Source organism: Pseudomonas sp. ANT_H12B (genome assembly GCF_008369325.1).
Lineage (GTDB): Bacteria > Pseudomonadota > Gammaproteobacteria > Pseudomonadales > Pseudomonadaceae > Aquipseudomonas.
Genome location: NZ_VOBI01000003.1, coordinates 311,432 through 333,328 on the forward strand (window position 1 = coordinate 311,432; position 21,897 = coordinate 333,328).

Sequence of the window (21,897 nt, forward strand, 5' to 3'; positions counted from 1 at the left end):
CCATAGCGCTTCAAGGTTTTGTTGGATACGGCCGATAACCGTCATTGGACTCATCACAAACTATGGAGATACAGGATGTTCAAGCAGATAACCTTCACCGCTTTGCTGGCCTTGATCGCACTGACCGGTGGTTGTGCTTCGGTAAAAATGGCTGATGAAACCCAGGACGCACAGGCCAAGTCGTTCCAAGTCGCTCCCGACAAAGCCAATATCTACGTTTATCGCAACGAGAGCATGGGGGCCGGGGTGAAAATGCCGGTGACGCTCAATGGCAAGCCTGTCGGGCAGACTGTCGCCAAGTCCTATCTGATGTTGGCCGTCCCGGCGGGTCAGCAGACCCTGGTGTCTTCGGCGGAAAACGATTCTGAACTGAAACTCACCGCAGAAGCCGGCCAAAACTACTTTGTCTGGCAGGAAGTGAAAGTGGGCTTCATCAAGGCGCGTAACAACCTGCAAGTCGTCGACGACAAGACAGGTCGCGCGGGCGTCACTGAAAGCAAGTTGATTCAGGCTCAGTAAGCGTCAGAACACAGCGGATCGTTCCCACGCGGAGCGTGGGAACGATCATCACCGTTACGACCACCGCCGAAAAATCAGCGAAGTATTAACCCCGCCAAACGCAAAGTTGTTGTTCATCACGTACTGGTTGCTCATCTGCCGGAACTCGCCGCGCAGGTAATCGAGCTTGCCGCAGTGCGGATCGACATCGTCGAGGTTGAGGGTGTGCACGTACAGGTCGCGGTTCAGCATCTCGATGCTGAACCAGGACTCCAGCGCGCCGCAGGCTCCCAAGGTGTGACCAAGGAAGCTCTTCTGCGAGCTGATGGGCATGTGTTCGCCGAACAACGCGCTGGTCGCGAGTGTTTCGGCGATGTCGCCCTGTTCTGTCGCTGTGCCGTGACCATTCACGTAGCCGATGTCCGAAGGCTGTAGCCCGGCGTCTTCCAGGGCCAGCTCCATGGCCCGGCGCATGGTGATTTGCTCCGGACGGGTGGCGTGCTGGCCGTCGGCGTTGCTGCCGAAACCGACGAGCTCGGCGTGAATGTGCGCGCCACGCGCCAGAGCATGTTCCAGCTCTTCAAGCACCAGCATGCCGCCGCCTTCACCAATCACCAAGCCATCGCGTCCTTTGTCGTAAGGGCGTGGACTGGTATGCGGGGCATCGTTTTTCAGACTGGTGGCGTAGAGCGCGTCGAAGACCATGGCTTCGGTGGGGCACAGCTCTTCGGCACCGCCAGCGAGCATCAATGGCAAACGGCCGAACTTGATCGATTCGTAGGCGTAGCCGATGCCCTGGCTGCCGCTGGTGCAAGCACTGGAGGTCGGGATCAGCCGGCCGGTGAGGCCGAAGAAGATGCTGATATTCGCCGCCGTGGTGTGCGGCATCATGCGCACGTAGGAATTGGCGTTCAGGCCCTCGGCCACCGAATTGAGCAGCATGTTGCCGAACGCCTTGATCTCGTCGGTGCTGCCGGTGGACGAACCACAGGAGACGCCCATGCGCCCGTCCTTGATCAATTCGTTGCCCAACAGCCCGGCATCGGCCAAGGCCTGTTCCGCCGCGCCGACCGCCAGGCGCGAAACCCGGCCCATGCTGCGCAGTTGCTTGCGGGTCCAGTGGCTCGGCACTTTGAAGCCATCGATCGGCCCCGCCAGGCGGGTGTTGAGTTCGGTGAAGCGATCCCACTCGTCCATCCGGCGAATGCCGCTGCGGTTGGCGGCGAAGTTGGCGGCGATGGTGTCCCAATCGCTGCCCAGTGAGGTGATGCCGGCCATGCCGGTGACGACGACGCGCTTCATCAGCACAGGCCTCCGTTGACGGCCAGAACCTGCCGGGTGATGTATGACGCTTCCGCCGACATCAGGAAATTCACCGCGCCGGCCACCTCTTCAGGGGTGCCCATGCGTTGTGCGGGGATCATTTTCATCAGTTCTTCCACCGGCACGTTTTCATCGAGCATCGCAGTGTCGATCAAGCCGGGAGCGACACAGTTGACGGTGATTTTGCGCTTGCCCAATTCGATCGCCAACGCCTTCGCCGCGCCGATCAAGCCTGCCTTGGAGGCGCTGTAGTTGACCTGGCCACGGTTGCCGATCAGCCCGGAAACCGAGGTGATGCAGACAATTCGCCCGGCGGCGCGACGACGGATCATCGGCATCATCACCGGGTGCAGTACGTTGTAGAAACCGTCGAGGTTGGTGCGCATTACCACGTCCCAATCATCCTCGCTCAGGGCGGGAAATGCACCGTCGCGCGTCAGGCCGGCATTAAGCACCACGCCGTAATAGGCGCCGTGGGTTTCCACGTCAGCCTCCAGAACGGCTTTGCAACTGGCGCGGTCGGACACGTCGAATTGCAGAATCCGCGCTTTACGCCCCAAGGCCTCGATTTCGACCTTTACGGCCTCGGCGTCAGCAACGCCGTTGCGGCAATGCAGCACGATGTCATGCCCGGCCTGGGCCAGACGCAAAGCGATGGCGCGGCCGATGCCACGGCTGGAACCGGTGATCAGTACGGATTCAGTCATGGCTGGGTTCCTTGGGTTTCATGAAGGTATTGAGCGGCCTGAGGCGGACGGAACACGTTCAGACGAGCGGTGGCGTGAATGCCGGGCGCGTTGATGTGACATTCGAACACGCCCATGCCGTTGTCGTCTTCCAGCGAGCGCAGCCCATGGATGGTCAGCTCGGTGCCGGCGGGGAAGTGCTCGACGTTGCATTCGAATTTGCGGGTGCCGAGCAGAAACCCCAGCTCCACCGCATCGCCACGCTGGCGGGCATGGCAACCGGCGTAGGCCGCGACGCTCTGGGCCATCAGTTCGATGCCGACCCAGGCCGGCAGGCTGCCGTCGGGACGGTTGAACAGGCCGTCGGGTTTGACGGTGAGGCGGGTATGAATCTGCTCGTCATCGAACGCCAGGATCTGATCGATGAGGATCATGTCGCCAGCGTGAGGCAGCAGTTCGGCGAGCGGCCAGTCAATCATGGTGCATCTCCGATAATCAGGCTGACGTTGTTGCCACCGAAAGCAAAGGAATTGCTCATCAGGTAGCGCGGTGCAATGGACGCCAGGCGATCGGCCGGGGTCACCCAATTCAGGGGCGGCAGTTCGGGGTCGGGTTGACCGTCCCAGACGTGAGGCGGCAGCGCATGCTCGCGGTTGCCTGCGCTCAGGCTCAGCCAGCAGAACGCCGCTTCCAGCGCCCCGGCCGCGCCCAGGGTGTGGCCGGTCATGGGTTTGGTCGAGGAGCAGGGCACACCGGCCGGGAACAATGCGGCCACTGCCAGGCTTTCCATGGCGTCGTTGTGTTGGGTCGCGGTGCCGTGCAGGTTCAGGTAATCGATCTGCTGCGGTTGCAGTTGTGCTCGGCCCAAGGCTTTGCGCATCGCTTGCAGGGCGCCCCGGCCAGTCGGTTCCGGTGCGGAAATGTGGTGTGCATCGGAGCTGGCGCCACTGCCCAGCAGGGCAATCGGCTGGCTGTCGCCGGCACTTTTGCTCATCAGGAACAACACCGCCGCTTCGCCGATATTGATGCCGTTACGGTTGACCGAGAACGGATTGCAGCGCTGTCCGGACACCGCTTCCAGCGCCGAGAACCCGCTGAGGGTCAGCTTGCACAGGCTGTCGACACCGCCACACAGCACCACATCGCACACGCCCAGATCCAGCAGACGCTGAGCACTCATCAGTGCCCGGGCGCTGGAAGTGCAGGCGGTGGAAATCACATAAGCCGGACCGCTTAATTGCAGCCAGTCGGCGAGGAAATTTGCCGGAGCGCCGAGTTCCTGTTGCTGATAGTTGTAATCGGCCGGGAACTGATGCTCGCGGATGTAATGAGCCAGCCCGCGACTGGCTTCGTCGATACCTGAGGTGCTGGTGCCCAGAACGATACCGATACGGTCGCGACCGTAGGTCTGGATCGCCTGGTCGATGTCTTGGCGAATTTGCAGCGCGGCTTCCAGCAGCAACTGATTGTTGCGGCTGCGTTGCTCGGTCAGTTCGACTGGTATCGGTGCCAGCTCCCCCTGGACCGCGGCCACTGGTAACGAGCGTTCCGCCACCCAGCCGGCCTCGCTGCGCATGCCGGAGCAGTCGCCGGCAAACAGGTTACGGGCGACTTCGTGCTTGTCGCGGCCCAGGGCGCAGATGACCCCGAGGGCATTCAGATAAGCCGTCATGGCGTGTCCCCGCTGAGCGGCGTGACTTGATATCTCGGGCCTTTGGGCAGGTTCAATTCAAAGCTCATGGGTTGTGAATAACGGACGTCCCAATGCGATGGCAGGGTGCGTTGCGAGCCATGCTGCCAAGCGGCGGGATAGTTGCCCGACAGCTCATCTTTGGGGGTCAGCGCAAACAGCAGCGCGGCGAACAGCTCTCGCGCTTCCGGGTTGGGCGGCAGCAGACCGTCAGCCTGCCACTTGCCATCGACCAGTTTCTGGCGTGCCTGTGGAATGCCCAGCAAGTCCATCATCGACCAGCGAATCCCCGGGCCTTCACGTTGGATCACCAGCACCCAGTCCTGACGTTGGTCGGCTTGCAGACGCTGGATGTGCAATTGCAGCGGCAACGACAGGTTCGGGGTTTGCTCAGGCAGCGGCACCCGACTGGCGCAGGCGCTCAGCAACAGGACACAACCCAACAGCAGGAAGCGCAGCACCACCGCACACCCTGTGGGAGCGAGCCTGCTCGCGATGGCGGCAATGCATTCGATAACTATGTTGGCTGACCCACCGCTATCGCGAGCAGGCTCGCTCCCACAGGTTTGAGTTGCACTAAACATCACACGGCACCTTCAAGGGGTTTGCGCGCGACCACATTGACCAGGGTTTCTTCCCGTTGGCCGAAGGGCTTTGGCTGGCGCAGACCCAAGCGTTCAAACAGGCCGAAATCCTTGGCGCGGCTCCACCACAAGTATGGATAAGACACGTTTCGCGGGCCGAATTCGAAACGCTGCCGGCGAATCATGTCCAGGTACCCGGCAGCGCTCTTCTGCATGTGCATCGGATGGCGGAACAACCAGCGTATCACCCAGGTATTAATGTAAGCCTCGGTGGATTCGGCGAACAGCAGATAACCACCGGGCTTGAGCACGCGGTAGAACTCGGACAGCGCCTGTTCCTGGTCCACCAGATGATGAAAGGTCTGATGACAGAACAGCAGATCGACGCTGGCGTCCGGGACGTTGATGCTCGCGCAGTCGCTGCCGAGCAACTCCACTTCCATGCCCTGACGGGCAGCTTCTTCGCCGCTCAGGTTGAGGCTGTGAGGGTCGGCGTCCAGACCGATCAAGCGTTGTGGCGCAAACGTCTGGCGCAGGTATTGGAACGACTTGCCCTGACCGCAACCGGCATCCAGCAATACCGGATGGTTCGGTAACGGTTCGCTGAACAGGCTGCGTAAATCGTCGATGGCTACGCGCAATACATGGTGCTGCCAGGTGCGGCTGCGCAGGAACCAGAAACCGAATCGGGTTTCCTCGACGTAGTTTTCACTCAGGTAGCTCAAGGCGCGTCACTCGCGCAGATTTCCGAGAGCATTCGCAGCCGGCGTTTAGGTTCGCTGACGAAGGGGTTGCGCTCGTCCCAGGCATAACCGGCGAGGATCGCGCTGATCATGCGGCGGATATCCGGTGAGCCGCCCTCATGATAAATCACGTCCTGGAAGGTCCCGGCGTACCAGCCTTCGACGTAGCAACGGAAGGTGTCGACCCCGCGTTTGAGCGGCTCGGCGAACTCTGTTTGCCAATCGACGCTTTCGCCTTGCAGCTGGCGATGCAGGACCCCGGCGGCCATGCTCGCCGAGCGCATGGCGATGGTCACGCCGGAGGAGAACACCGGGTCGAGGAATTCCGCCGCGTTACCCAGCAACGCGAAGCCCGGACCGTGGAGGGTTTTGACGTTGGCCGAGTAGCCACCGATGGTTCGTGCAGGCGTGTCCCATACAGCGTTGTTCAGCACACCGGACAGGCTAGGGGTCTCGTCGATGAAGCTGCGCAAGCAGTCGTCCAGATTCTCCATGCGGCCTTCGAAATGTTCGGCTGCCGCGACCACGCCTACCGAGCAACGCCCGCCGCTGAACGGGATCGTCCAGAACCAGATATCGCGCTGGGTCGGATGGGTGGTGATGAGGATTTTTTCCCGTTCGAAAGTCGGGCTGTCGATATGGTCTTCGATGTGGGTGAACACCGCTTGGCGCACCGGAAAGTCCGACGGTGCTTCAAGGTCGAGCAAGCGCGGCAGGACACGACCGTAACCACTGGCGTCGAGCATGAAATCAGCCTCGATGCGGTACTCGCTGCCGTCTTCACGACGTACGCCGAGCTGCGGTTTCGGACGGTCGTTATCGACGCTGACGATGGCTTCGCCGTAGCGGATTTCTACGCCTTGCAGCGCGGCCTGATCGGCCAGCAGCTTGTCAAAATCAGCTCGTTGAACCTGGAAGGTGGTCGGCTTGCCGTTGCTGAACGTATCGCCGAAATCGAAGGCGCTATAGCGCTCGCCCCAGGCAAACGCTGCGCCGTTTTTCAGCTGGAATCCAGCCGCGTTGACGGCGTCGAGCATGCCCGCCTCTTCGACAAAATCCAGGCAGTGAGACAACAGGCTTTCGCCGATGGAAAACCTTGGGAAATGCTGACGCTCGATCACCAGCACGTCGTGACCCTTGCGCTTGAGCAGCGCGGCGGCGATGGCGCCCGAGGGGCCAGCGCCGATGATGACGACCTGGCGACGTTCCATTTCAACGGTTGGCATGGGGGCTCCTTGCCGGGACGGCAGCTTTCAAGGGGATTCGGTGCATACCGGCCAATGCCGGCAGCAGTGTCGCGATCAGGCCCATCAACATCAGCGCAAAGTACAGCGCCGGGCTGATGAGCTGTTGTTGCAGCAGCAGGTTGAGAAAGACGATCTCGCTCAAGCCGCGAATATTCAGCAAAACACTTTCCCGCCAGCGACTGGCACCTTCAAACGAGGCACCGGCCCAACCGAGGCCATACCAGTTGCCCAGCATTTTGCTGGCAATCGGGAACAACAGCAGTGCGGCCAGTTGTACCCAGCTGAGGCTATCGATGGCGCTGTGGACGTTGATCTGCACGATGCCGAATGTGAGGATCAGCGGGATGGCGATCCAGGTCTGCAAACGATTCATCCAGAGCGCCCGTATTGGCAGCACCAGCGGCACTTTGATCGCGGCCATGCACAGCAGATACCCGATGCCGAAAATCAAAGCATTGAGCTTGTAATGCTCGGCGACCACCAGCAACGCGAAGAAGCACACGCTGTATACCCGTGGCCGGTGCACACCGACCAGCCGCAGCAGCAATGGCAGGCAAGCGCCGGCCAATGGCAGCAGCAAACTGCTCAGGTGCAGGCTGCCCTGGGCGATGGCGAACAGGGTCCAGCAGGCGAGGTCGATCAGGATCGCGGTCTGCACCAGTCGCCGGGTGGCGGCGGGCGGGTAACCGATATGCCGCAGGTATAGATACAAAACCGGGATCGCGGTGATGGCGAACAATAGACCCACCGCCAGGGAACTGATCCACGGCTGCGGCGGTAACAGCCAGATCGCCGTGGCCAGGCCGCAGGCAAACGGAACGCAGAAACTGGGCAGCGCGATTTTCAGGCTTTGGCGATCCAGTCGCAGGTCGATCACATCGCTGAGGATGTAGCCCAGCAGCAGCGCGAAACTCAGGCTGTAGAGGTTTTTCAGCCAGGCCGGCGAGACCAGCGCCGCGCCGCTCAATTGCCACTGGGGTTCGACCCAGAAATACATCAGCAGCGGCAAGCCAAGGGTCGCCAGCAGCAACTGGCTGACGATCGGAATCAGGCTGAAGTGACGACCGACTCGAGTGGCCACGGCAAACAGCGCCAGGGCCATCACCCAGAACAGAACGACCATCATGCTGCCGGCTCCGCGACTGTGGCGGCATGCACTTGTCGACCGGCCCACGGTGCAAGCATGAAGCTGAAGGCCAGGCCCAGGCTCACCGACAGGCCGAAGTTGCTCACCGCCGGTGTGCTGGAGACCGCCAGCAGGCCGAACGACAACCAAGTGGTCAATGCCGCCAGCAAGGTGCCCAGCAGACTCACAGCGGCGCCACCGATCTGTTCGCGCATGAGGATCGCGTAGTCAACGCTGATGGCCGTCACCAGCAACAGACCGAACAGGCTGAACAGCGTCAGCGGTTGTCCCAGCCAGCCGAGACTGGCCAGGCTGCACAACGCGGCCAGCAGCGGCAGCGCGACGATTCGCAGTGCACCGCCGAAGCCGAACGGCAGGATCAGCACCAGCACGATCAGCACGCAGGAGGCGAGTTTCAGTTCTGCGGCACTGATCTGGGTGTCGGCGAAGACCTTGTTCAACTCACCGAGACGATCCACCAGCTCCACGCCCGGCAAGCCCAGCGCCTGGACCCGCAGCAGTGAAGGGTTGTTCAGGCCTTGCAGGCTGACCATCGCCGCCACACCGTCATCGACGGCCCCCAGCCACAACGTGCGATAGGGTTCCGCCAAAGGACCGACCAGCGCGGCATCAATGTCTTCGGTGGGCAGCGCCTGCAACTTCGCCAGTTCGGCTTGAAGGGCGGCGGCCGGAACACCAAGGTCAAGCAACGGTTGCCAGAACTGCGGGAGCTTGTTCAACGCCTCGCGCACTTGTTGCTGGTCACTCGGTTGACTGAGCAGCTGATTGAGCGACAGGTAGCCCTGGAGCTTGTCCAGATTGACCAGCTGATCCAGGCGCTCGCTCAATGCCGTCAGGCGTTCGAGCAGTTCCTTTTCATTGGCCGCGCGCACCAGGAAGAACTGGCTGGTGGGTTGATAGCCGGTGATGCGCGCAATGGTCTGGGCCTCGTCAGTCAGTTGCTGCGGTGCGCCGACCCATTGGCGAATATCGTTTTTGCTTTCAAGCTGCAGCAGACCGGCAACACAGAAGGCGATCAGCAGCGCCAGCAACACCGGCGTGTTCGCCCGTTTGAGCAGCGCTTCGCGGCAATTGAGCAAACACTCGCAAACCTTCAGCGGCCATTGCGCCGGTCGCAGGTCCACGCCTTTGAGCAGCGCCGGCAGCAAGCACACAGCGGACAAGTAGGCGCCAAGCAGCCCGGCGGCGGAGAACACGGCAATCTGCGTCAGCGCCGGGAACGGCGTCCAGGCCAGGGCCAGGTAGCCAATGCAACTGGTGATCAGGCTCAGCGTCAGGCCCGGCAGGGTCAGGCGCAACGCCGGCCAACTGTGCCAGGGCTTCAGGCTCCAGCTTTTGGACAGGTAATGCAGCGGATAATCGACAGCCACACCGATCAGGCTGGAACCCAGCACCAGGGTCATCACATGCATGTGGCCGAACATCGCTACGCAGGCAACCGCGCCGAAGAGCATGCCCACCAGCACCGGGATGAAGGCCAGCAATACCCGCCAACGGCGGAACGCCAGCAACAGCAGCAACAGAATGCCCACCGTGGCACCGCCGCCGACCCAGGTCATTTCCCGGGTGGCCTGCTGTTGACCGGCGGCTGCGTAAAGCAGGCCGCTGGCGGCGAGCAATTGCACGTCCGCCTGGACGGCTTCTTCGCGGCTGTGCTTGAGCAGATCGGCCACTTGCAACGGCAGGCTCAGGTCGAAGGCATTGCCGGTGGTTCGTGCCCGCAGCAACACCCAACTCTTGCCGTCGGCATCGGCGACCAGCGCACCGCTGCTGATGTCCAGTTGCACCGAACCGTGTTGCGGCTGGCTGTTCTGGATGCGCCCGGTCAGGCCCAGCCAGTCATCCTGGCTCGGCACCAGGGTGAAACCGGTGAAGGGGTCGAATAGCGCTTGCACCCGTTGCTGAATAAACGCGTCGGGATGTTCGATCAGTTGCTGTCGATCCGCCGCCGCGAGCATCGCCAACCGCCCTTGCAGCAATTGCGTGCGCAGCGCGGGCAAGTCGGCTTGCAGGTTCCACTGGACCTTCTCGAACAGGCCGCTGGCCTGCCACTGCTCGCCCAGTTTCTGGGCCATGGCGACTGCTTGCTGGCGATCGGCATGACCCACCAGCACCAGCATTTCGCGGTTCAGCGGTTCTTGCATGCGTTGTTCGGCGCGCAGTTCCAGCGCATCGGGAGCGGTGCCGGGCACCAGTTCCATCAGGTTGGCCGACAGCGGTGCGCCGTCACGCCACTGCCAACCGGCGAGCGCGAGCACCGCCAGCAGCAGGATCAGAAACAGCCGCGAAAGCATCCGTTCACTCGGCAAAGTCATGTTGCTCCGCATCGCTCAAAGGTTGTGCACTCGTGCTGTCCTGCATGCGCAAAAGGGTGCTGTCACCCTGGGTTTCGAGCAGCTCGATGCTGTGCACCAGTTCGCCGCCGGCAATGTTGATCTGAGTGAACACCTGCTTGAGCAGCATTGAGCGCGGGATCAGGGTCAGCCTCCAGGTCTGTGCGTCGCCGCTCAGGGACAGCTCGAAATCCCGTTGCAGCCCGCTGCTGTCGCCCTGTAGGACGGCGAGGAACAAACGGTTCTGTTCGGCGCCGGCACTCTTGCTCGGCAGCATTTGCCAACCGTTGACATCACGCCGGGCGATGCCTTTGTCGCTGATGCGGTAATCCTGTTGCAGCGGGGTTTTCAGCCGCCAGAGCAAACCGTGGTTTTTAGCGAGGACGAAGGTGCCTTTGCTGGTCAGTGGCTTGGGCAGGGCGCGCAGGTGTTTTTCCTGGATGAAGTTGCCGTGGATGACGTCGGGTTTGGCCAATTGATCGCTGAGCTGTTGCAGATCGAAGGCGTTGGCCATCGACGCCAAGCCAAGTAGCGCCAAAGCGCTGAGGCATTTGAAAAACGGGGTCATGCAAGCATCCTTTCAACAGCGTCAGTGAAGACCTTGGGTGAAGCCAACTGCATTTCGCGGCTGCTCATGTCGACCGCGACCTGCACGGAGCTGGCGCGGGTCAAACGTTCGCCGGTTTGCAGATCGCTGATCAGGTAGCTGATCTTCAAACGGTTCTCCCACTCCACCAGATTGGCGCGCACGTTCAGCTTCTGGCCAAATACGGCGCCGCGCACATAACGTAATTGCAGATCAATCACCGGCCAGGCGTAACCGGACTCGACCATGGCGTCGTAGTTGTGGCCGATCTTGTCCAGCAGCGCGCAGCGGGCGACTTCCAGGTATTTGATGTAATGGCCGTGCCAGACCACGTTCATGGTGTCGACATCAAAGAACGGCACGAGGATTTCCGTATCGGTGTGAAGCACTCCCTTGCTACGCATGCAGCCTCCAGTGTTGCTCGGCGATGCGCTTCAGGCACAGGCGCAATTCGCCTTCCAGGGCACGGTCTTCGATGACCGGCGGGAAGTCTTTCGCCAGTTCTTCGTGCATGGCCGCCAGGGCTGGCGGCAATGGACGGGCATCCTCGGCTTTGCTGCGCAACCAGACGCCTTGATTGGCGGCCAACAGGGTGGCGGCGGCGACCTGTTCGGTCAGCTCCAGCACACGGATGGCATCGCGGGCGGCGATGGTGCCCATGCTGACCTTGTCCTGGTTATGGCACTCGGTGGAGCGCGAGAAGACGCTGGCCGGCATGGTGTTTTTCAGCGCTTCGGCGGTCCAGGCGCTGGTGCCGATCTGCACGGCTTTGAAACCGTGGTTGAGCATCGCGCGGTCGGCGGTGGCGCCGGACAGGTTGCTCGGCAAACCATGGTTGTAACGCTCGTCCACCAGCAAGGCGAGTTGACGGTCGAGCAGGTCGGCGACGTTGGCCACCAGGTTCTTCAGGCTGTCCATGGCGAACGCAATGTGGCCGCCGTAGAAGTGCCCGCCGTGCAGCACGCGTTCGGCTTCGGCGTCGATGATCGGGTTGTCGTTGGCACTGTTGAGCTCGATCTCGATGAACGAGCGCAGCCAGTTCAGGCTGTCGGCCAGCACGCCGAGGACGTGGGGCGCGCAACGCAGGGAGTAGCGATCTTGCAGACGATGCAGCGGTGCGGTCGGCGCGTCGATCGCCAGATCCTTGCGCAACCACGCGGCGACTTGCATTTGCCCCGGATGCGGTTTGGCGGCGAACAGGCGCTCGTCGAAGTGCTCCGGGTTGCCTTGCAGGGCGACCACGTTCAACGCGGTGATGCGGGTGGCCAGCTGCAGCAGGTAATCGGCGCGGGCGTAGGCCAGGCAGGCGAGGCCGGTCATGACGGCGGTGCCGTTCATCAGCGCCAGGGCTTCTTTGGGGCGCAGTACCAGCGGCTCCCAACCCAGTTCGCGGTGGACGTCGGCGGCTTGTCGGCGCTCACCACGGAACATCACTTCGCGCTCACCGGACAAGGTCGCGGCAACATAGGACAACGGCGTCAGATCACCGCTGGCGCCCACCGAACCTTCTTCCGGGATCAGCGGCAGGATGTCGTGTTCGAGAAAGGCGTGCAGGCGTTCCAACAGTTCTATGCGCACCCCGGATACGCCGTAGCACAGCGACTGCAAACGCGCCGCCAGGACCGCGCGGGTGGCTTGGGCGTCGAGCAGTTTGCCCAAACCACAACCGTGGAACGTGTACAGATGACGAGGCAGGGCTTCGACGTGATGCAGCGGCACCGCGACCACGCAGGAATCGCCATAACCGGTGGTCACGCCATAGATCACGCCTTCCTTGTCCAACAGGGAATCAAGGAACTGCGCGCCCTTGGCGATGCGTCGGCGGAACTCGGGGTCGCCTTGCAACTGCGTCGGCACCTGACGGTTGGCCAGGGCCAGCACGTCTTCGATGCGCAAAGGGAGTTCGCCGAAGGTTACCGGCTCAAGCGTTGGCGTCGTCATCGGTCTTCCAGAAAGGGTAAAAGTTGAACCATTGTTGAGGCGCTTCAAGGCAATAGTGACTCAAGCGTTCGGCATAGCGGGAAGCCCACTGATGAATGACCTGTTCGCGGTCGCTGCGCTTCCACACCACGGCCTCGGCGAACGGTTCGAGGGTCAGTCGATAATCCCCCGTCGGCTTCTTCAGGCACATCATCAGATTGATCGGGCATTTGAGCAGCCCGGCCAGCAGCCACGGCCCCTGAGGGAACGCGGCTTGATGGCCAAGGAAATCCACGGTCACGCTGCGCCCGCCGTGCAACGGCACGCGGTCGCCAGCAATCGCCAGCCACTCGCCGCGCTCCAGGCGTTCATGGAGTTGCAGCATGATCAGCGGGTCCAGCTCGCTGACCTGGATCAGCCGCAAATTGGTCGCCCCGGCTTCGCCCAGCAAACGGTTGAACTGCTCGGCGTGCTTGGTGTGCACCAGCACGTTCATCGTGACTTTTTCGCCGATCTCGGCCAACGCACGGCAGACCTCGAGATTGCCCAGATGCGCGCCTACCAGCATCTGCCCGCGGGTGCCGCGCAGTTGATTGCGCAGCAATGCCGGGTCGATGATTTCAATTTGCTCGATGCTCAATTTGCCGTTCCACACGTCGAGCTTGTCGAGCATGGAGTCGGCGAAGGCCATGAACTGACCGAACACCCGCCAATGGGTCGGGCGCAGTTCGTTGCGACCCGTCCAGTCGGCGAGTCGTTGCTGGTATTGCCAGGCACTTTGGCGGGCGCTACGACCGAACAGGAAAAAGTACAGAACGATGCCGTACAGCAGCGGGCTTAGCAGCCGCCGGCCCAACACTTTGGCGCAGAGTGCGGTGAATTTCATCAGCCAGAAGCTGCCGCGCTCTTCGCGGTCAGCCCAGTGCTTTTTATCCGTCCCAGTGCTCATGTTAGCCACCGTCGCCAGAGGATCACGGGTGCGCGCAGCAACATGCCGAAGAACAGCCGGGTGTGCATGCTCGAAATCAGCAGGTTGTCGTGGAACAGGCGAAAATGCGAAACGCCGTCCAGCGGGTAATGGACCCGGGTTTGCAGCCATTGCATCGGCTGATTGCGCCAGGCCAGGCGCACGAGAATGTCCGAGTCGAAGTCCATGCGCTTACCGATCTTCGCCGAGTCGATCAGCGCCAGGATCGGTGGCAACGGGTAGACGCGAAAGCCACACATGGAGTCGCGAATCTGCAACGACAGGGTGTTGATCCAGACCATGACGTGGGTCAGGTAGCGCGCATACAAGCGACCTTTCGGTACGCTGGCGTCGTATTGCGGATAGCCGCAGATCACCGCTTCGGGATGGGCGCGTGATTGCTCGATGAAGGTCCAGACGTCTTGCAGATCGTGCTGGCCGTCGGCGTCCACCTGCAAGGCATGGCTGAAACCCAGTCGCGAGGCTTCACGCATGCCGGTCATCACGGCGCCACCCTTGCCTTGATTGGTGGCGAGGCGGATCAGGTGAACCCTGTCGCGCTGGGCCAGTTGGTTCAGCACTTTTGCACAGGATCGATCGCTGGCATCGTCCACCAGAATGCATGGCAGGTCGCTTGCGAGCAGCGCGTCGACCACCGTGGTGATGGCGGTTTCGTGGTTGTAGACCGGGACGATTGCGCAGGGGTTATGCATGTTGGCGCGCGCCTGAAAGACCGAGGTGTCCGCTTCGCGAGCACTCACCATAGTTATGCATCGCTCGAGGCCTCCAGCAAAATGCGCCCGCTGGAGCAGGTGGCGGTCTCGTTGCGGTAGGCGAAATACAATTTGCTGCGTACCGGATCGAAGCGCAGGTGCAGTTGGACTTCATCGCCGGGGCGTACCAGTTGCTGAAATTTCAGCACTTCCATGCCAGCGAATTTTGCCGGCAAATCCATCAATTGCTGACCGAGGCTCAGCGCCCAGTCCACCTGCACTACGCCGGGCAGTACCGGCGTCTGGGGGAAGTGGCCGCTGAAGTAGGCGAGGTCGGGCGGCACTGCCAGTTGCAGGCTCCACTCGCCATCGACTTCGACCTGTTCCAGCACTTGCGGCGCCTTTGGGCGCGGTGCCAGCAACAGGGCTTCAACCTCGGCCTGAGGCAGTTTGCCCTGAGCATTAAGCGGCAGTTGCCGCAACAAACGCCAACGGCGTGGCAAGGCCAGGACTTCGCAATGCTGGCTCAAATGCTGGCGCAACTCTTGAGTGAGGGTGCGTCGGCCCTGATTGCGCAAGGCATGCAGACCCTGTTCGCTCAACACCAGCAGCGCACCCAACGAGGCGCGGTTCTCCTGAACCACGCCAAGGCGCGCTTCGGCGACCCACTCGTGGTCAATCAAGGCCTTTTCCAGCATCGGTAGCGAGATACGTTTTTCTTCCAGTTTGACGATCCGGTCCAGCCGTCCGAGCAATTCGAAACGGCTGTCTGCGGCGATGCGCGCGGCATCGGCGGTATGTTCGATATGACCCGGTGGCAGGTACGGCGAGGCAATGAGTAGCGCGCCGTCGCTGTCCTGGCTCAACGCGACGTCAGCAAACGACTGCCAGAGATCGTGGCCCTGACGCCAGGCGATACCGCCGGTTTCCGAGCTGCCGAAAATTTCCGTCGGCCATTGTTCCAGACGCTCGTACAGGCTTTGCGCGGCCTCTGCCGGCAGAGCACCGCCGGAGGAAAAGACTTGCCGAACTGCGCTCAGTGCCGGCCAGTCAAGGTTGTCGCCCATGCGCTTGAGCAGCGCCGGGCTGGCGACCCAGGCAAACGCCGGGTGTTCGCGGCTGGCGCGTTGCAGGTCTTCCGGGAAGGCCAGTTGCTTGCGCACGAACGAACGCCCGGCGCACAGCGGCCACAGCACCCGAAACAGCAAACCATAGATATGCTGGGTGGCGACGCTGCCGATGATGCACGCCTGGCCCAGATTGGCACCCCAGAGTTGCTCCAGCGCCTGGACTTCATTGGCCAGCTGACGCAGGGTTTTCTCGATGCGTTTGGGCTCGCCACTGGAGCCGGACGTGCACAGGCTCAGCGAACAGCGATCCAGATCCAGTGCAGCGGCGGGCAGTGGCGCGTGCCGGTAATCACCCAGGTGCGCGTCATCGGCCTGATCGGTCAGCCATAGATCGACCTCGTTTGACCAGCGCTGGCGAGTCTGGGGTTGCAGATCGGCAGGCAGCAGCACGCTGACCCCGGCGCGCCAGGCGCCGAGCAGGGCAATTGCCAGGTCGGCGGCGTCTTCAAGGTGCACGGCAATGCGCCGCACACCCTGGGCTTGCAGGCCGGCGGCCAGGCTCAGCGCCTGTTCGCACAGCTGCGCGTGATTCAGCGCCGGCTCGGCCGTCACGGCACGTTCCGGTTGAGCCTTGAGCAACAGCTGCTCAAGCGTTATCCAATTCATGGGTGGCCTCGTACCCGTTGTCGTATGAGCCATTCAATGGCAAACAGCAGGCCCATCAATCCGTAGGAAATCAGGCCGGTGTACAACATCCACCAACTCAACGGCGCCCACAGGGTCAGGGCGGCGGCGAGCAAACCGTTACAGAGGAAAAACACACTCCAGGCGATCGTCACCTGGCGGGTATAAACAATCGCCCTGGCCGGCAGTTGCGGTTCACGCAGACGCGCCAGGCGTTCGATCATCGGCGGGCCGTATTTCAGGCTCAGGCCAAACAGGCCGAGCATGAAGGCGCTGATCAGCACCGGGTACCAGCGCAGCATCAGCGGGCTGTCGAACAACGCCAGCAACAGGCAAAAACCGATCGCGGTGATCGCCATCCACAGGCTGCCGGGCCTTCGCGCACCAAGCAGTGCGCGGGCCAGCCACAGGCTGCCCAGCAGCAGACCGAACTGCCACGGGGCAAAATGTTCCATGCCGAAATACACCGCGAAGGGGTACAGCAGGCCCGCCAGCAGCAGGCCAAGGCCGATCAGTCGGCTCATGCGGCGGGTTGAACCAGACGGTAGACCGCCTCGACCACGTCGCTGACCGTGCGCACCGTTTTGAATTCTTCGGCGGCGATTTTCTTGCCGGTCTGGCGTTTGATGTGATCGATCAGGTCTACCGCGTCAATGCTGTCGATTTCCAGATCCTGGTACAGGTTGGATTCGAGGCTCACCCGTTCGGGGTCCAGCTCAAAGAGCTCGACCAAGGCATCGCGCAGGGTGTTGAAAATGTCGTCACGAGTTTGCATGGTCCGGTCTCAAGCTGCCTGTTTTGCAGTGACGAACGCCGCAAGGCTCGCCACGTTGCTGAAGTGATTGCGGGTGTCCTTGGCGTCGGCGTCGATTTTGATGCCGTACTTTTTCTGGATGGCCAGGCCGAGTTCCAGCGCATCTACCGAATCCAGGCCCAGGCCTTCGCCGAACAGCGTCTGGTCGTCGCCAATGTCGTCGGCGTTGATGTCTTCAAGGCCCAGGGCATCGATGATCAGTTCTTTGATTTCACGGTGTAGATCGCTCATCTTCGGCGAGCTCCTTAATGTAGTAATGATGCAAATAGTCATTGAGCTTGCGCGAGGCCTGAGGAGCCGGGCCACACGCTGCGAAGGCTTGTGGGTCTATATCGGCCCCGACACGGAAACTGAAGTGCACACGACGTTTGGGGATCCGATACCAGGGCTCGGCCTTGGTCAATGTGGTCGGGTTGACCTTGATAATCACCGGCGTGAGGATTTTCGCACCGCGCAGGGCGATGGCCGCAGCCCCCCGATGAAATGCCGGCGCCTGGCCGGGCTGGGTGCGGGTACCCTCGGGAAAGATGATCAGGGTCTGGCCGCTTTTCAGTGCGTCGGCCGCAGCATCGAGCATGTCCATGCTGCCGTCGTTGCTGATGTATTCGGTGCAGCGTAGCGGACCGCGGGTAAAGGGGTTCTCCCAGAGGCTTTTCTTGACCACGCAGTTGGCGTGGCGCACCAGGCCGATCAGGAATACCACGTCGATCAGCGACGGGTGATTGGCGATGATCATCTGCCCCGGTCGACCAAGTTTTTCTGCGCCCTGAATGTCGTAAGTCAGCACGCCGGTGCGGGCCATGAACCGGACAAAAAACCAGAACAGGCGAGCGACGGTCTGCCTAGCTCGCCGGCGGTGTGTCCGGGCATCGCCGGGCAGGCAGTTCAACAGCGGGAATACCACCAGGCGCAGGCACAGCCCGCCCAACCCGAACAAGGTGAAGCTTGCGGCGGTCGCCAGCAGACGCCAGTAATAGGCGTCGCGGTTTTTATCGTTTACAGGTTGCGTTGCCAGGTCCATACACGATTTTTCCAGGCATGTTGGCAGGTAGTCTGCTGGCCGAGCAGGGTACGCAAGAGATTCAGGGCATGGGGCCAGTGGGCTTTGGACAACTCATCCGGAGTGCTGTTCAGGGACAGCTGCCAGTCGTTGCCGGGGGTGATCAGCAAACCGACCGCGTAAGGGAACGGCACGTCGTCGATCCAGGTCGAGTAGGCCTCGGGCGGTTGTTCTTCGGTGACTACCAGCAAAACTGCGGGTGCGCCCTCATCAAGCAGCGCCGCAACCTCTAGCATGCCGTGTTCAAGGCCGTCGCCGGCCGCGGCGAGTGCGGTCATTTCGCTGGTTTCGCCGCGCATGATCGACCACAGACCGATAATCGCGTTGTGCACCGACAGGCTGAACTGCGTTGGCGAAAGCGGCTGATCGGCGGCCAGGTCGCTGAGAATATCGAAGGTGCGCGGGGTTTCGCCGTGGCGGGAAATAAAGACCAACGGTAGGTCCTCGCGACCAGCGGCCAAAGGCCAGCCGACACTGAACGCCATTCGCGCCAGGCGGCTCAGTCGCCGCCGCTGCATGGCCGGTAGAAACGAGACGTCCGGGGCGGCATCGCTGCTCGCGAGCACGACCGGTTGTCGGCTCCAGGCCTGCCAATCGTCCACGCTTTCGAGCCCCGGGGCCCACGCGCGCCATTGGGCGATGTTGAAATTGATCACAGACATTCATCCCGCCCCTGCGGGCTTTTCCTTGACGCGGTGAGTCGCAAAAAATGCGACAGACCCTACGTGGCGCTAAGCGCCGAGTGGCGCGCATTATCCCGGTGCGACGGGCGTGTAGCAAATGCTGGTTATCTTTTGCGCAATGAAATGTACCGTTTGGTTCGTGAAAAGCGGTCGTTTAGCCATTGTCCACATTGCGACGGCGATGTCTGTCGGCTCAGTCGTCAATCAATGGACGAGTTTGCGAACTTTTTAGCGTGATTTCGCGAATGACTGTGTAGTCCACATCCCCGCGAGGTAGCTAAGCAGCGCCGTGGACTACTACACTCGGTCATTCTTTGATACACGGAGGTTTTGACATGCGGCGCGTGGTATTCAATCAGAAAGGTGGTGTAGGCAAATCCAGCATTGCCTGCAATCTGGCGGCAGTCAGCGCCAGCGAGGGCTATCGCACCCTATTGGTGGATCTCGATGCGCAGGCCAACTCCACTCAGTACCTGACGGGGCTCACCGGTGATGACATTCCGATGGGTATCGCCGACTTCTTCAAGCAGACGCTGTCTTCCGGGCCGTTCTCGAAGAAAAACCAGGTCGACATCTACGAAACTCCGTTCGAAAACCTCCATGTGATTACCGCCACGGCCGAGCTCGCCGACTTGCAGCCCAAGCTTGAGGCTAAACACAAGATCAACAAGCTGCGCAAATTGCTCGAGGAACTGGGTGAAGATTACGATCGGATCTACCTCGATACTCCGCCAGCCCTGAACTTCTATGCTGTATCGGCATTGATTGCCGCTGATCGCGTGCTGATCCCCTTCGATTGCGATAGTTTCTCGCGCCAAGCGCTCTATGGCCTGCTGGCGGAAATCGAAGAATTGAAGGAAGACCACAATGAAGGGCTGGAAGTCGAAGGCATCGTCGTTAATCAGTTCCAGGCCCGTGCCAGCCTTCCTCAGCAAATTCTCGACGAATTGATCGCCGAAGGCCTGCCGGTGTTGCCGGTGTACCTGGGCAGCTCGGTGCGCATGCGTGAATCTCACCAGGCCAACACGCCGCTGATTCACCTTGATCCGCGGCATAAGCTGACCCAGCAATTCGTCGAACTGCACAGCCTCCTCGAAAACGCCTGAAACTAAAATGTGGGAGAGGGCTTGCTCACTCCCACATTTGATCGCGTTGTTGTTAAATCCCCTGGCTACGCAACCAGCTCATTAACTGCGGCAATGGTAAAGCCCCGCTCTGACGCGCCACTTCCTGGCCGTTCTTGAACAGAATCAGGCTCGGAATCGAACGAATCCCCAACTGCGCCGACAATTGCTGGTTCGCCTCGCTGTCCAGCTTGGCCAGCCTGCATTTGCCCGCCAACTGCACCGCTGCCTGCTCGAACACCGGCGCAAACGACTTGCACGGCCCACACCAGTCCGCCCACACGTCCACCAACAGCGGCAAGTCGCCCTTGATCTGGCTGGCGTAATCGCCTTGCTTCAATTCGAACGGCTTGCTCAGCAAGACCTCGGCCTTACAGCGGCCGCATTTTGGATGGTCGTCAAGTCGCTCGGCGGGGATGCGGTTGAGACCGTTGCAGTGGGGGCAGGGGATGAGGAGTGGGTCGGTCATGGTTGGGCTCTGAATAGGTGGGCAATCTGTGAAAATGATCTGGAGCCTAAAATATGTTTATCAAGTCGCAAACTTCTGCGCTGATCCGTCACGACGAGCAACTGATCTCCAGATGCTTGCCCCACTCCGGCGGCCGCTCTGCATAGCTCTCCATCCCTGGCTGTTCCTCGAACGGATTGCTCAGTACCGCATGCAGTCGGCGAACTTCTGAATAGTCGCCGCTTTCCGCCGCATCGATAGCCTTCTGCGCCAGGTAGTTGCGCAGGATGTACAGCGGATTCACTGCATGCATCCGGACGCGGCGCTGCGCTTGATCAATCTCGCCTTCACGGGCAACCCGGGCGATATACAGCTCGGCCCAGGCATCGAAGCCCTTGATGTCGACGAAGTCATCGCGCAAGCGGGCGACGGCCAGTTCGGGTGATTCATCCCCCAGGCGGCGGAAGAACAGGCTGTAGTCGACGCCGCTGTTCTGCATCAGTTGCAGCAGGTGTTCCAGCAGTTTCTGGTCGTCGTCTTCAGCAGTGGTGAGGCCGAGGCGGCGGCGCATCAGGTCGAGGTAATGGACCTGGTACAGCGGGAAGTACAGACCGAGGGTTTCGCGCAGGGCTTCGACGCTGATGAACGGCGTCAGCGCCTGGGCCAGGGCACTGAGGTTCCATTGGCCGATCGGCACCTGGTTACTGAAGGAGTAACGGCCCTGGTCGTCGGAGTGGTTGCAGATGAAGTTAGCGTCGAAATCGTCGAGGAAGGCGAACGGACCGTAGTCGAAGGTGATGCCGAGGATCGACATGTTGTCGGTGTTCATCACACCGTGGCAGAAACCATAGGCCTGCCATTTGGCGATCAGCTCGGCATTGCGCTCGACGATTTCACGGAACATCGCCAGGTACGGTTCCGGTTGTTCAAGGCATTCGGGGAAATGCATCGCCAGCACATGCTCGCCGAGTTCTTTCTGCTTCTCGGGACGTTTGGTGTAGTAGAAATATTCGAAATGCCCGAAGCGCACATGGCTCGGCGCCATGCGCAGGACCATCGCCGCGCGTTCCTGCTTCTCGCGCCACACTGGCGTGTCGGAGCCGATCACGCACAGCGCGCGGGTGGTCGGGATGTTCAGGGCATTCAGCGCTTCGGAGGCGAGAAATTCGCGGATCGACGAACGCAACACGGCCCGCCCATCACCCATGCGCGAGAAGGGCGTCTGGCCGGCGCCCTTGAGGTGCAGGTCCCAATGCTCGCCGGCCTCGTTGTAGACCTCGCCCAGCAGCAGGCCGCGACCATCGCCCAGCTGTGGGTTGTAGGAACCGAATTGATGACCGGAATAGACCATCGCCCTCGGGACCGCATCGGCCCAGAGTTTATGGCCGCTGAACAGCTCGGCGAACTCCGGGGTTTCGGCCACGGCCGGGTCGAGGTCGAGCAGCGCCATGGCGGCAGGGCTGACCACCACCAGGCGCGGGTTGTCGATCGGCTCGGGCAGCACATGGGTGGAAAACGTATCGCCCAGGCGGGCGAAGCGATTATCGAAGGTCAGTTCGTCGAGGGCTTTCAAGGGC

24 protein-coding genes are annotated in these 21,897 nt (G+C 61.4%); 2 read left to right on the plus strand and 22 right to left on the minus strand.

The window, feature by feature from the left end:
* Positions 1-75: 75 nt before the first annotated feature.
* On the plus strand, positions 76-519 hold the full coding sequence (locus FQ185_RS06685) for a DUF2846 domain-containing protein (RefSeq protein WP_149416817.1): 444 nt from the start codon (positions 76-78) through the stop codon (positions 517-519).
* Between the two features lie 54 nt (positions 520-573).
* On the opposite strand, the gene FQ185_RS06690 is transcribed toward FQ185_RS06685, so the two are convergent.
* Genes FQ185_RS06690 through FQ185_RS06785 form a run of 20 tightly spaced genes read right to left on the minus strand, consistent with a single transcriptional unit; the run spans position 574 to position 18,727 of the window.
* On the minus strand, positions 574-1,800 hold the full coding sequence (locus tag FQ185_RS06690; RefSeq protein ID WP_149416818.1) for a beta-ketoacyl-ACP synthase: 1,227 nt from the start codon (positions 1,798-1,800) through the stop codon (positions 574-576).
* On the minus strand, positions 1,800-2,528 hold the full coding sequence (fabG, locus tag FQ185_RS06695) for a 3-oxoacyl-ACP reductase FabG (protein WP_149416819.1): 729 nt from the start codon (positions 2,526-2,528) through the stop codon (positions 1,800-1,802). The genes FQ185_RS06690 and fabG overlap by 1 nt, the downstream gene beginning before the upstream one ends.
* Complete coding sequence (locus FQ185_RS06700) at positions 2,525-2,986, minus strand: hotdog family protein (RefSeq protein ID WP_149416820.1); 462 nt, start codon at positions 2,984-2,986, stop codon at positions 2,525-2,527. Before FQ185_RS06700 ends, fabG begins: the two co-directional genes overlap by 4 nt.
* Positions 2,983-4,179 carry a beta-ketoacyl-[acyl-carrier-protein] synthase family protein gene (locus FQ185_RS06705; RefSeq protein WP_149416821.1) on the minus strand — a complete coding sequence of 399 codons (1,197 nt, stop codon included), beginning with the start codon at positions 4,177-4,179 and terminating at the stop codon, positions 2,983-2,985. The genes FQ185_RS06700 and FQ185_RS06705 overlap by 4 nt, the downstream gene beginning before the upstream one ends.
* A complete protein-coding gene (locus FQ185_RS06710) occupies positions 4,176-4,781 on the minus strand; it encodes a hypothetical protein (protein WP_178113500.1) in 606 nt (201 codons plus the stop codon). Before FQ185_RS06710 ends, FQ185_RS06705 begins: the two co-directional genes overlap by 4 nt.
* Positions 4,781-5,506, minus strand: a complete 726-nt coding sequence (locus tag FQ185_RS06715) for a class I SAM-dependent methyltransferase (RefSeq protein ID WP_149416823.1) — start codon at positions 5,504-5,506, stop codon at positions 4,781-4,783. The genes FQ185_RS06710 and FQ185_RS06715 overlap by 1 nt, the downstream gene beginning before the upstream one ends.
* Entirely contained in the window at positions 5,503-6,750 is a 1,248-nt protein-coding gene (locus FQ185_RS06720) for an NAD(P)/FAD-dependent oxidoreductase (protein ID WP_149416824.1), read from the minus strand. The genes FQ185_RS06715 and FQ185_RS06720 overlap by 4 nt, the downstream gene beginning before the upstream one ends.
* Positions 6,737-7,897: a sodium:proton antiporter gene (locus tag FQ185_RS06725; protein WP_149416825.1), complete on the minus strand. Its 1,161-nt coding sequence runs from the start codon at positions 7,895-7,897 to the stop codon at positions 6,737-6,739. Before FQ185_RS06725 ends, FQ185_RS06720 begins: the two co-directional genes overlap by 14 nt.
* Positions 7,894-10,233, minus strand: coding sequence for an MMPL family transporter (locus tag FQ185_RS06730; RefSeq protein ID WP_149416826.1), 2,340 nt, complete (start codon positions 10,231-10,233; stop codon positions 7,894-7,896). The genes FQ185_RS06725 and FQ185_RS06730 overlap by 4 nt, the downstream gene beginning before the upstream one ends.
* On the minus strand, positions 10,217-10,819 hold the full coding sequence (locus FQ185_RS06735) for an outer membrane lipoprotein carrier protein LolA (protein ID WP_149416827.1): 603 nt from the start codon (positions 10,817-10,819) through the stop codon (positions 10,217-10,219). Before FQ185_RS06735 ends, FQ185_RS06730 begins: the two co-directional genes overlap by 17 nt.
* Positions 10,816-11,241: a thioesterase family protein gene (locus FQ185_RS06740; protein ID WP_149416828.1), complete on the minus strand. Its 426-nt coding sequence runs from the start codon at positions 11,239-11,241 to the stop codon at positions 10,816-10,818. Before FQ185_RS06740 ends, FQ185_RS06735 begins: the two co-directional genes overlap by 4 nt.
* Entirely contained in the window at positions 11,234-12,778 is a 1,545-nt protein-coding gene (gene hutH / locus FQ185_RS06745; RefSeq protein ID WP_149416829.1) for a histidine ammonia-lyase, read from the minus strand. Before hutH ends, FQ185_RS06740 begins: the two co-directional genes overlap by 8 nt.
* Positions 12,759-13,706 (minus strand): glycosyl transferase, encoded by a 948-nt coding sequence (locus FQ185_RS06750; protein ID WP_149416830.1) that lies wholly within the window; start codon positions 13,704-13,706, stop codon positions 12,759-12,761. Before FQ185_RS06750 ends, hutH begins: the two co-directional genes overlap by 20 nt.
* Positions 13,703-14,437 carry a glycosyltransferase family 2 protein gene (locus tag FQ185_RS06755; RefSeq protein ID WP_149416831.1) on the minus strand — a complete coding sequence of 245 codons (735 nt, stop codon included), beginning with the start codon at positions 14,435-14,437 and terminating at the stop codon, positions 13,703-13,705. The genes FQ185_RS06750 and FQ185_RS06755 overlap by 4 nt, the downstream gene beginning before the upstream one ends.
* A gap of 53 nt (positions 14,438-14,490) precedes the next feature.
* Positions 14,491-16,173 (minus strand): acyl-CoA synthetase family protein, encoded by a 1,683-nt coding sequence (locus FQ185_RS06760; RefSeq protein ID WP_149416832.1) that lies wholly within the window; start codon positions 16,171-16,173, stop codon positions 14,491-14,493.
* Positions 16,170-16,715 carry a hypothetical protein gene (locus FQ185_RS06765; protein WP_149416833.1) on the minus strand — a complete coding sequence of 182 codons (546 nt, stop codon included), beginning with the start codon at positions 16,713-16,715 and terminating at the stop codon, positions 16,170-16,172. Before FQ185_RS06765 ends, FQ185_RS06760 begins: the two co-directional genes overlap by 4 nt.
* Positions 16,712-16,966: an acyl carrier protein gene (locus FQ185_RS06770; protein ID WP_017336166.1), complete on the minus strand. Its 255-nt coding sequence runs from the start codon at positions 16,964-16,966 to the stop codon at positions 16,712-16,714. The genes FQ185_RS06765 and FQ185_RS06770 overlap by 4 nt, the downstream gene beginning before the upstream one ends.
* Before the next feature lie 9 nt (positions 16,967-16,975).
* Positions 16,976-17,236, minus strand: coding sequence for a phosphopantetheine-binding protein (locus FQ185_RS06775; RefSeq protein ID WP_149416834.1), 261 nt, complete (start codon positions 17,234-17,236; stop codon positions 16,976-16,978).
* Positions 17,217-18,026 (minus strand): 1-acyl-sn-glycerol-3-phosphate acyltransferase, encoded by an 810-nt coding sequence (locus FQ185_RS06780; RefSeq protein WP_149416835.1) that lies wholly within the window; start codon positions 18,024-18,026, stop codon positions 17,217-17,219. Before FQ185_RS06780 ends, FQ185_RS06775 begins: the two co-directional genes overlap by 20 nt.
* Positions 18,002-18,727, minus strand: coding sequence for a beta-ketoacyl synthase chain length factor (locus FQ185_RS06785; protein ID WP_149416836.1), 726 nt, complete (start codon positions 18,725-18,727; stop codon positions 18,002-18,004). Before FQ185_RS06785 ends, FQ185_RS06780 begins: the two co-directional genes overlap by 25 nt.
* Positions 18,728-19,083: 356 nt before the next feature.
* Here FQ185_RS06785 and FQ185_RS06790 point away from each other — a divergent pair, with 356 nt between their 5' ends.
* Positions 19,084-19,854 carry a ParA family protein gene (locus FQ185_RS06790; RefSeq protein ID WP_149416837.1) on the plus strand — a complete coding sequence of 257 codons (771 nt, stop codon included), beginning with the start codon at positions 19,084-19,086 and terminating at the stop codon, positions 19,852-19,854.
* A gap of 52 nt (positions 19,855-19,906) precedes the next feature.
* Here the strand turns inward: FQ185_RS06790 and trxC are convergent, their stop codons facing one another.
* Together trxC and selO are read right to left on the minus strand one after the other, a co-directional pair.
* Entirely contained in the window at positions 19,907-20,341 is a 435-nt protein-coding gene (trxC, locus tag FQ185_RS06795; RefSeq protein WP_149416838.1) for a thioredoxin TrxC, read from the minus strand.
* A gap of 88 nt (positions 20,342-20,429) precedes the next feature.
* A complete protein-coding gene (gene selO, locus FQ185_RS06800) occupies positions 20,430-21,893 on the minus strand; it encodes a protein adenylyltransferase SelO (protein ID WP_149416839.1) in 1,464 nt (487 codons plus the stop codon).
* Between the last annotated feature and the right edge of the window lie 4 nt (positions 21,894-21,897).

Excerpts from the sequence above, each read along its gene's own strand:
- FQ185_RS06685 (WP_149416817.1), top strand. The coding sequence starts at position 76 with ATGTTCAAGCAGATAACCTTCACCGCTTTGCTGGCCTTGATCGCACTG.
- FQ185_RS06690 (WP_149416818.1), bottom strand. The coding sequence starts at position 1,800 with ATGAAGCGCGTCGTCGTCACCGGCATGGCCGGCATCACCTCACTGGGC.
- fabG (WP_149416819.1), bottom strand. The coding sequence starts at position 2,528 with ATGACTGAATCCGTACTGATCACCGGTTCCAGCCGTGGCATCGGCCGC.
- FQ185_RS06700 (WP_149416820.1), bottom strand. The coding sequence starts at position 2,986 with ATGATTGACTGGCCGCTCGCCGAACTGCTGCCTCACGCTGGCGACATG.
- FQ185_RS06705 (WP_149416821.1), bottom strand. The coding sequence starts at position 4,179 with ATGACGGCTTATCTGAATGCCCTCGGGGTCATCTGCGCCCTGGGCCGC.
- FQ185_RS06710 (WP_178113500.1), bottom strand. The coding sequence starts at position 4,781 with ATGTTTAGTGCAACTCAAACCTGTGGGAGCGAGCCTGCTCGCGATAGC.
- FQ185_RS06720 (WP_149416824.1), bottom strand. The coding sequence starts at position 6,750 with ATGCCAACCGTTGAAATGGAACGTCGCCAGGTCGTCATCATCGGCGCT.
- FQ185_RS06725 (WP_149416825.1), bottom strand. The coding sequence starts at position 7,897 with ATGATGGTCGTTCTGTTCTGGGTGATGGCCCTGGCGCTGTTTGCCGTG.
- FQ185_RS06730 (WP_149416826.1), bottom strand. The coding sequence starts at position 10,233 with ATGACTTTGCCGAGTGAACGGATGCTTTCGCGGCTGTTTCTGATCCTG.
- FQ185_RS06735 (WP_149416827.1), bottom strand. The coding sequence starts at position 10,819 with ATGACCCCGTTTTTCAAATGCCTCAGCGCTTTGGCGCTACTTGGCTTG.
- FQ185_RS06740 (WP_149416828.1), bottom strand. The coding sequence starts at position 11,241 with ATGCGTAGCAAGGGAGTGCTTCACACCGATACGGAAATCCTCGTGCCG.
- hutH (WP_149416829.1), bottom strand. The coding sequence starts at position 12,778 with ATGACGACGCCAACGCTTGAGCCGGTAACCTTCGGCGAACTCCCTTTG.
- FQ185_RS06750 (WP_149416830.1), bottom strand. The coding sequence starts at position 13,706 with ATGAGCACTGGGACGGATAAAAAGCACTGGGCTGACCGCGAAGAGCGC.
- FQ185_RS06755 (WP_149416831.1), bottom strand. The coding sequence starts at position 14,437 with ATGCATAACCCCTGCGCAATCGTCCCGGTCTACAACCACGAAACCGCC.
- FQ185_RS06760 (WP_149416832.1), bottom strand. The coding sequence starts at position 16,173 with ATGAATTGGATAACGCTTGAGCAGCTGTTGCTCAAGGCTCAACCGGAA.
- FQ185_RS06765 (WP_149416833.1), bottom strand. The coding sequence starts at position 16,715 with ATGAGCCGACTGATCGGCCTTGGCCTGCTGCTGGCGGGCCTGCTGTAC.
- FQ185_RS06770 (WP_017336166.1), bottom strand. The coding sequence starts at position 16,966 with ATGCAAACTCGTGACGACATTTTCAACACCCTGCGCGATGCCTTGGTC.
- FQ185_RS06775 (WP_149416834.1), bottom strand. The coding sequence starts at position 17,236 with ATGAGCGATCTACACCGTGAAATCAAAGAACTGATCATCGATGCCCTG.
- FQ185_RS06780 (WP_149416835.1), bottom strand. The coding sequence starts at position 18,026 with ATGGACCTGGCAACGCAACCTGTAAACGATAAAAACCGCGACGCCTAT.
- FQ185_RS06785 (WP_149416836.1), bottom strand. The coding sequence starts at position 18,727 with ATGTCTGTGATCAATTTCAACATCGCCCAATGGCGCGCGTGGGCCCCG.
- FQ185_RS06790 (WP_149416837.1), top strand. The coding sequence starts at position 19,084 with ATGCGGCGCGTGGTATTCAATCAGAAAGGTGGTGTAGGCAAATCCAGC.
- trxC (WP_149416838.1), bottom strand. The coding sequence starts at position 20,341 with ATGACCGACCCACTCCTCATCCCCTGCCCCCACTGCAACGGTCTCAAC.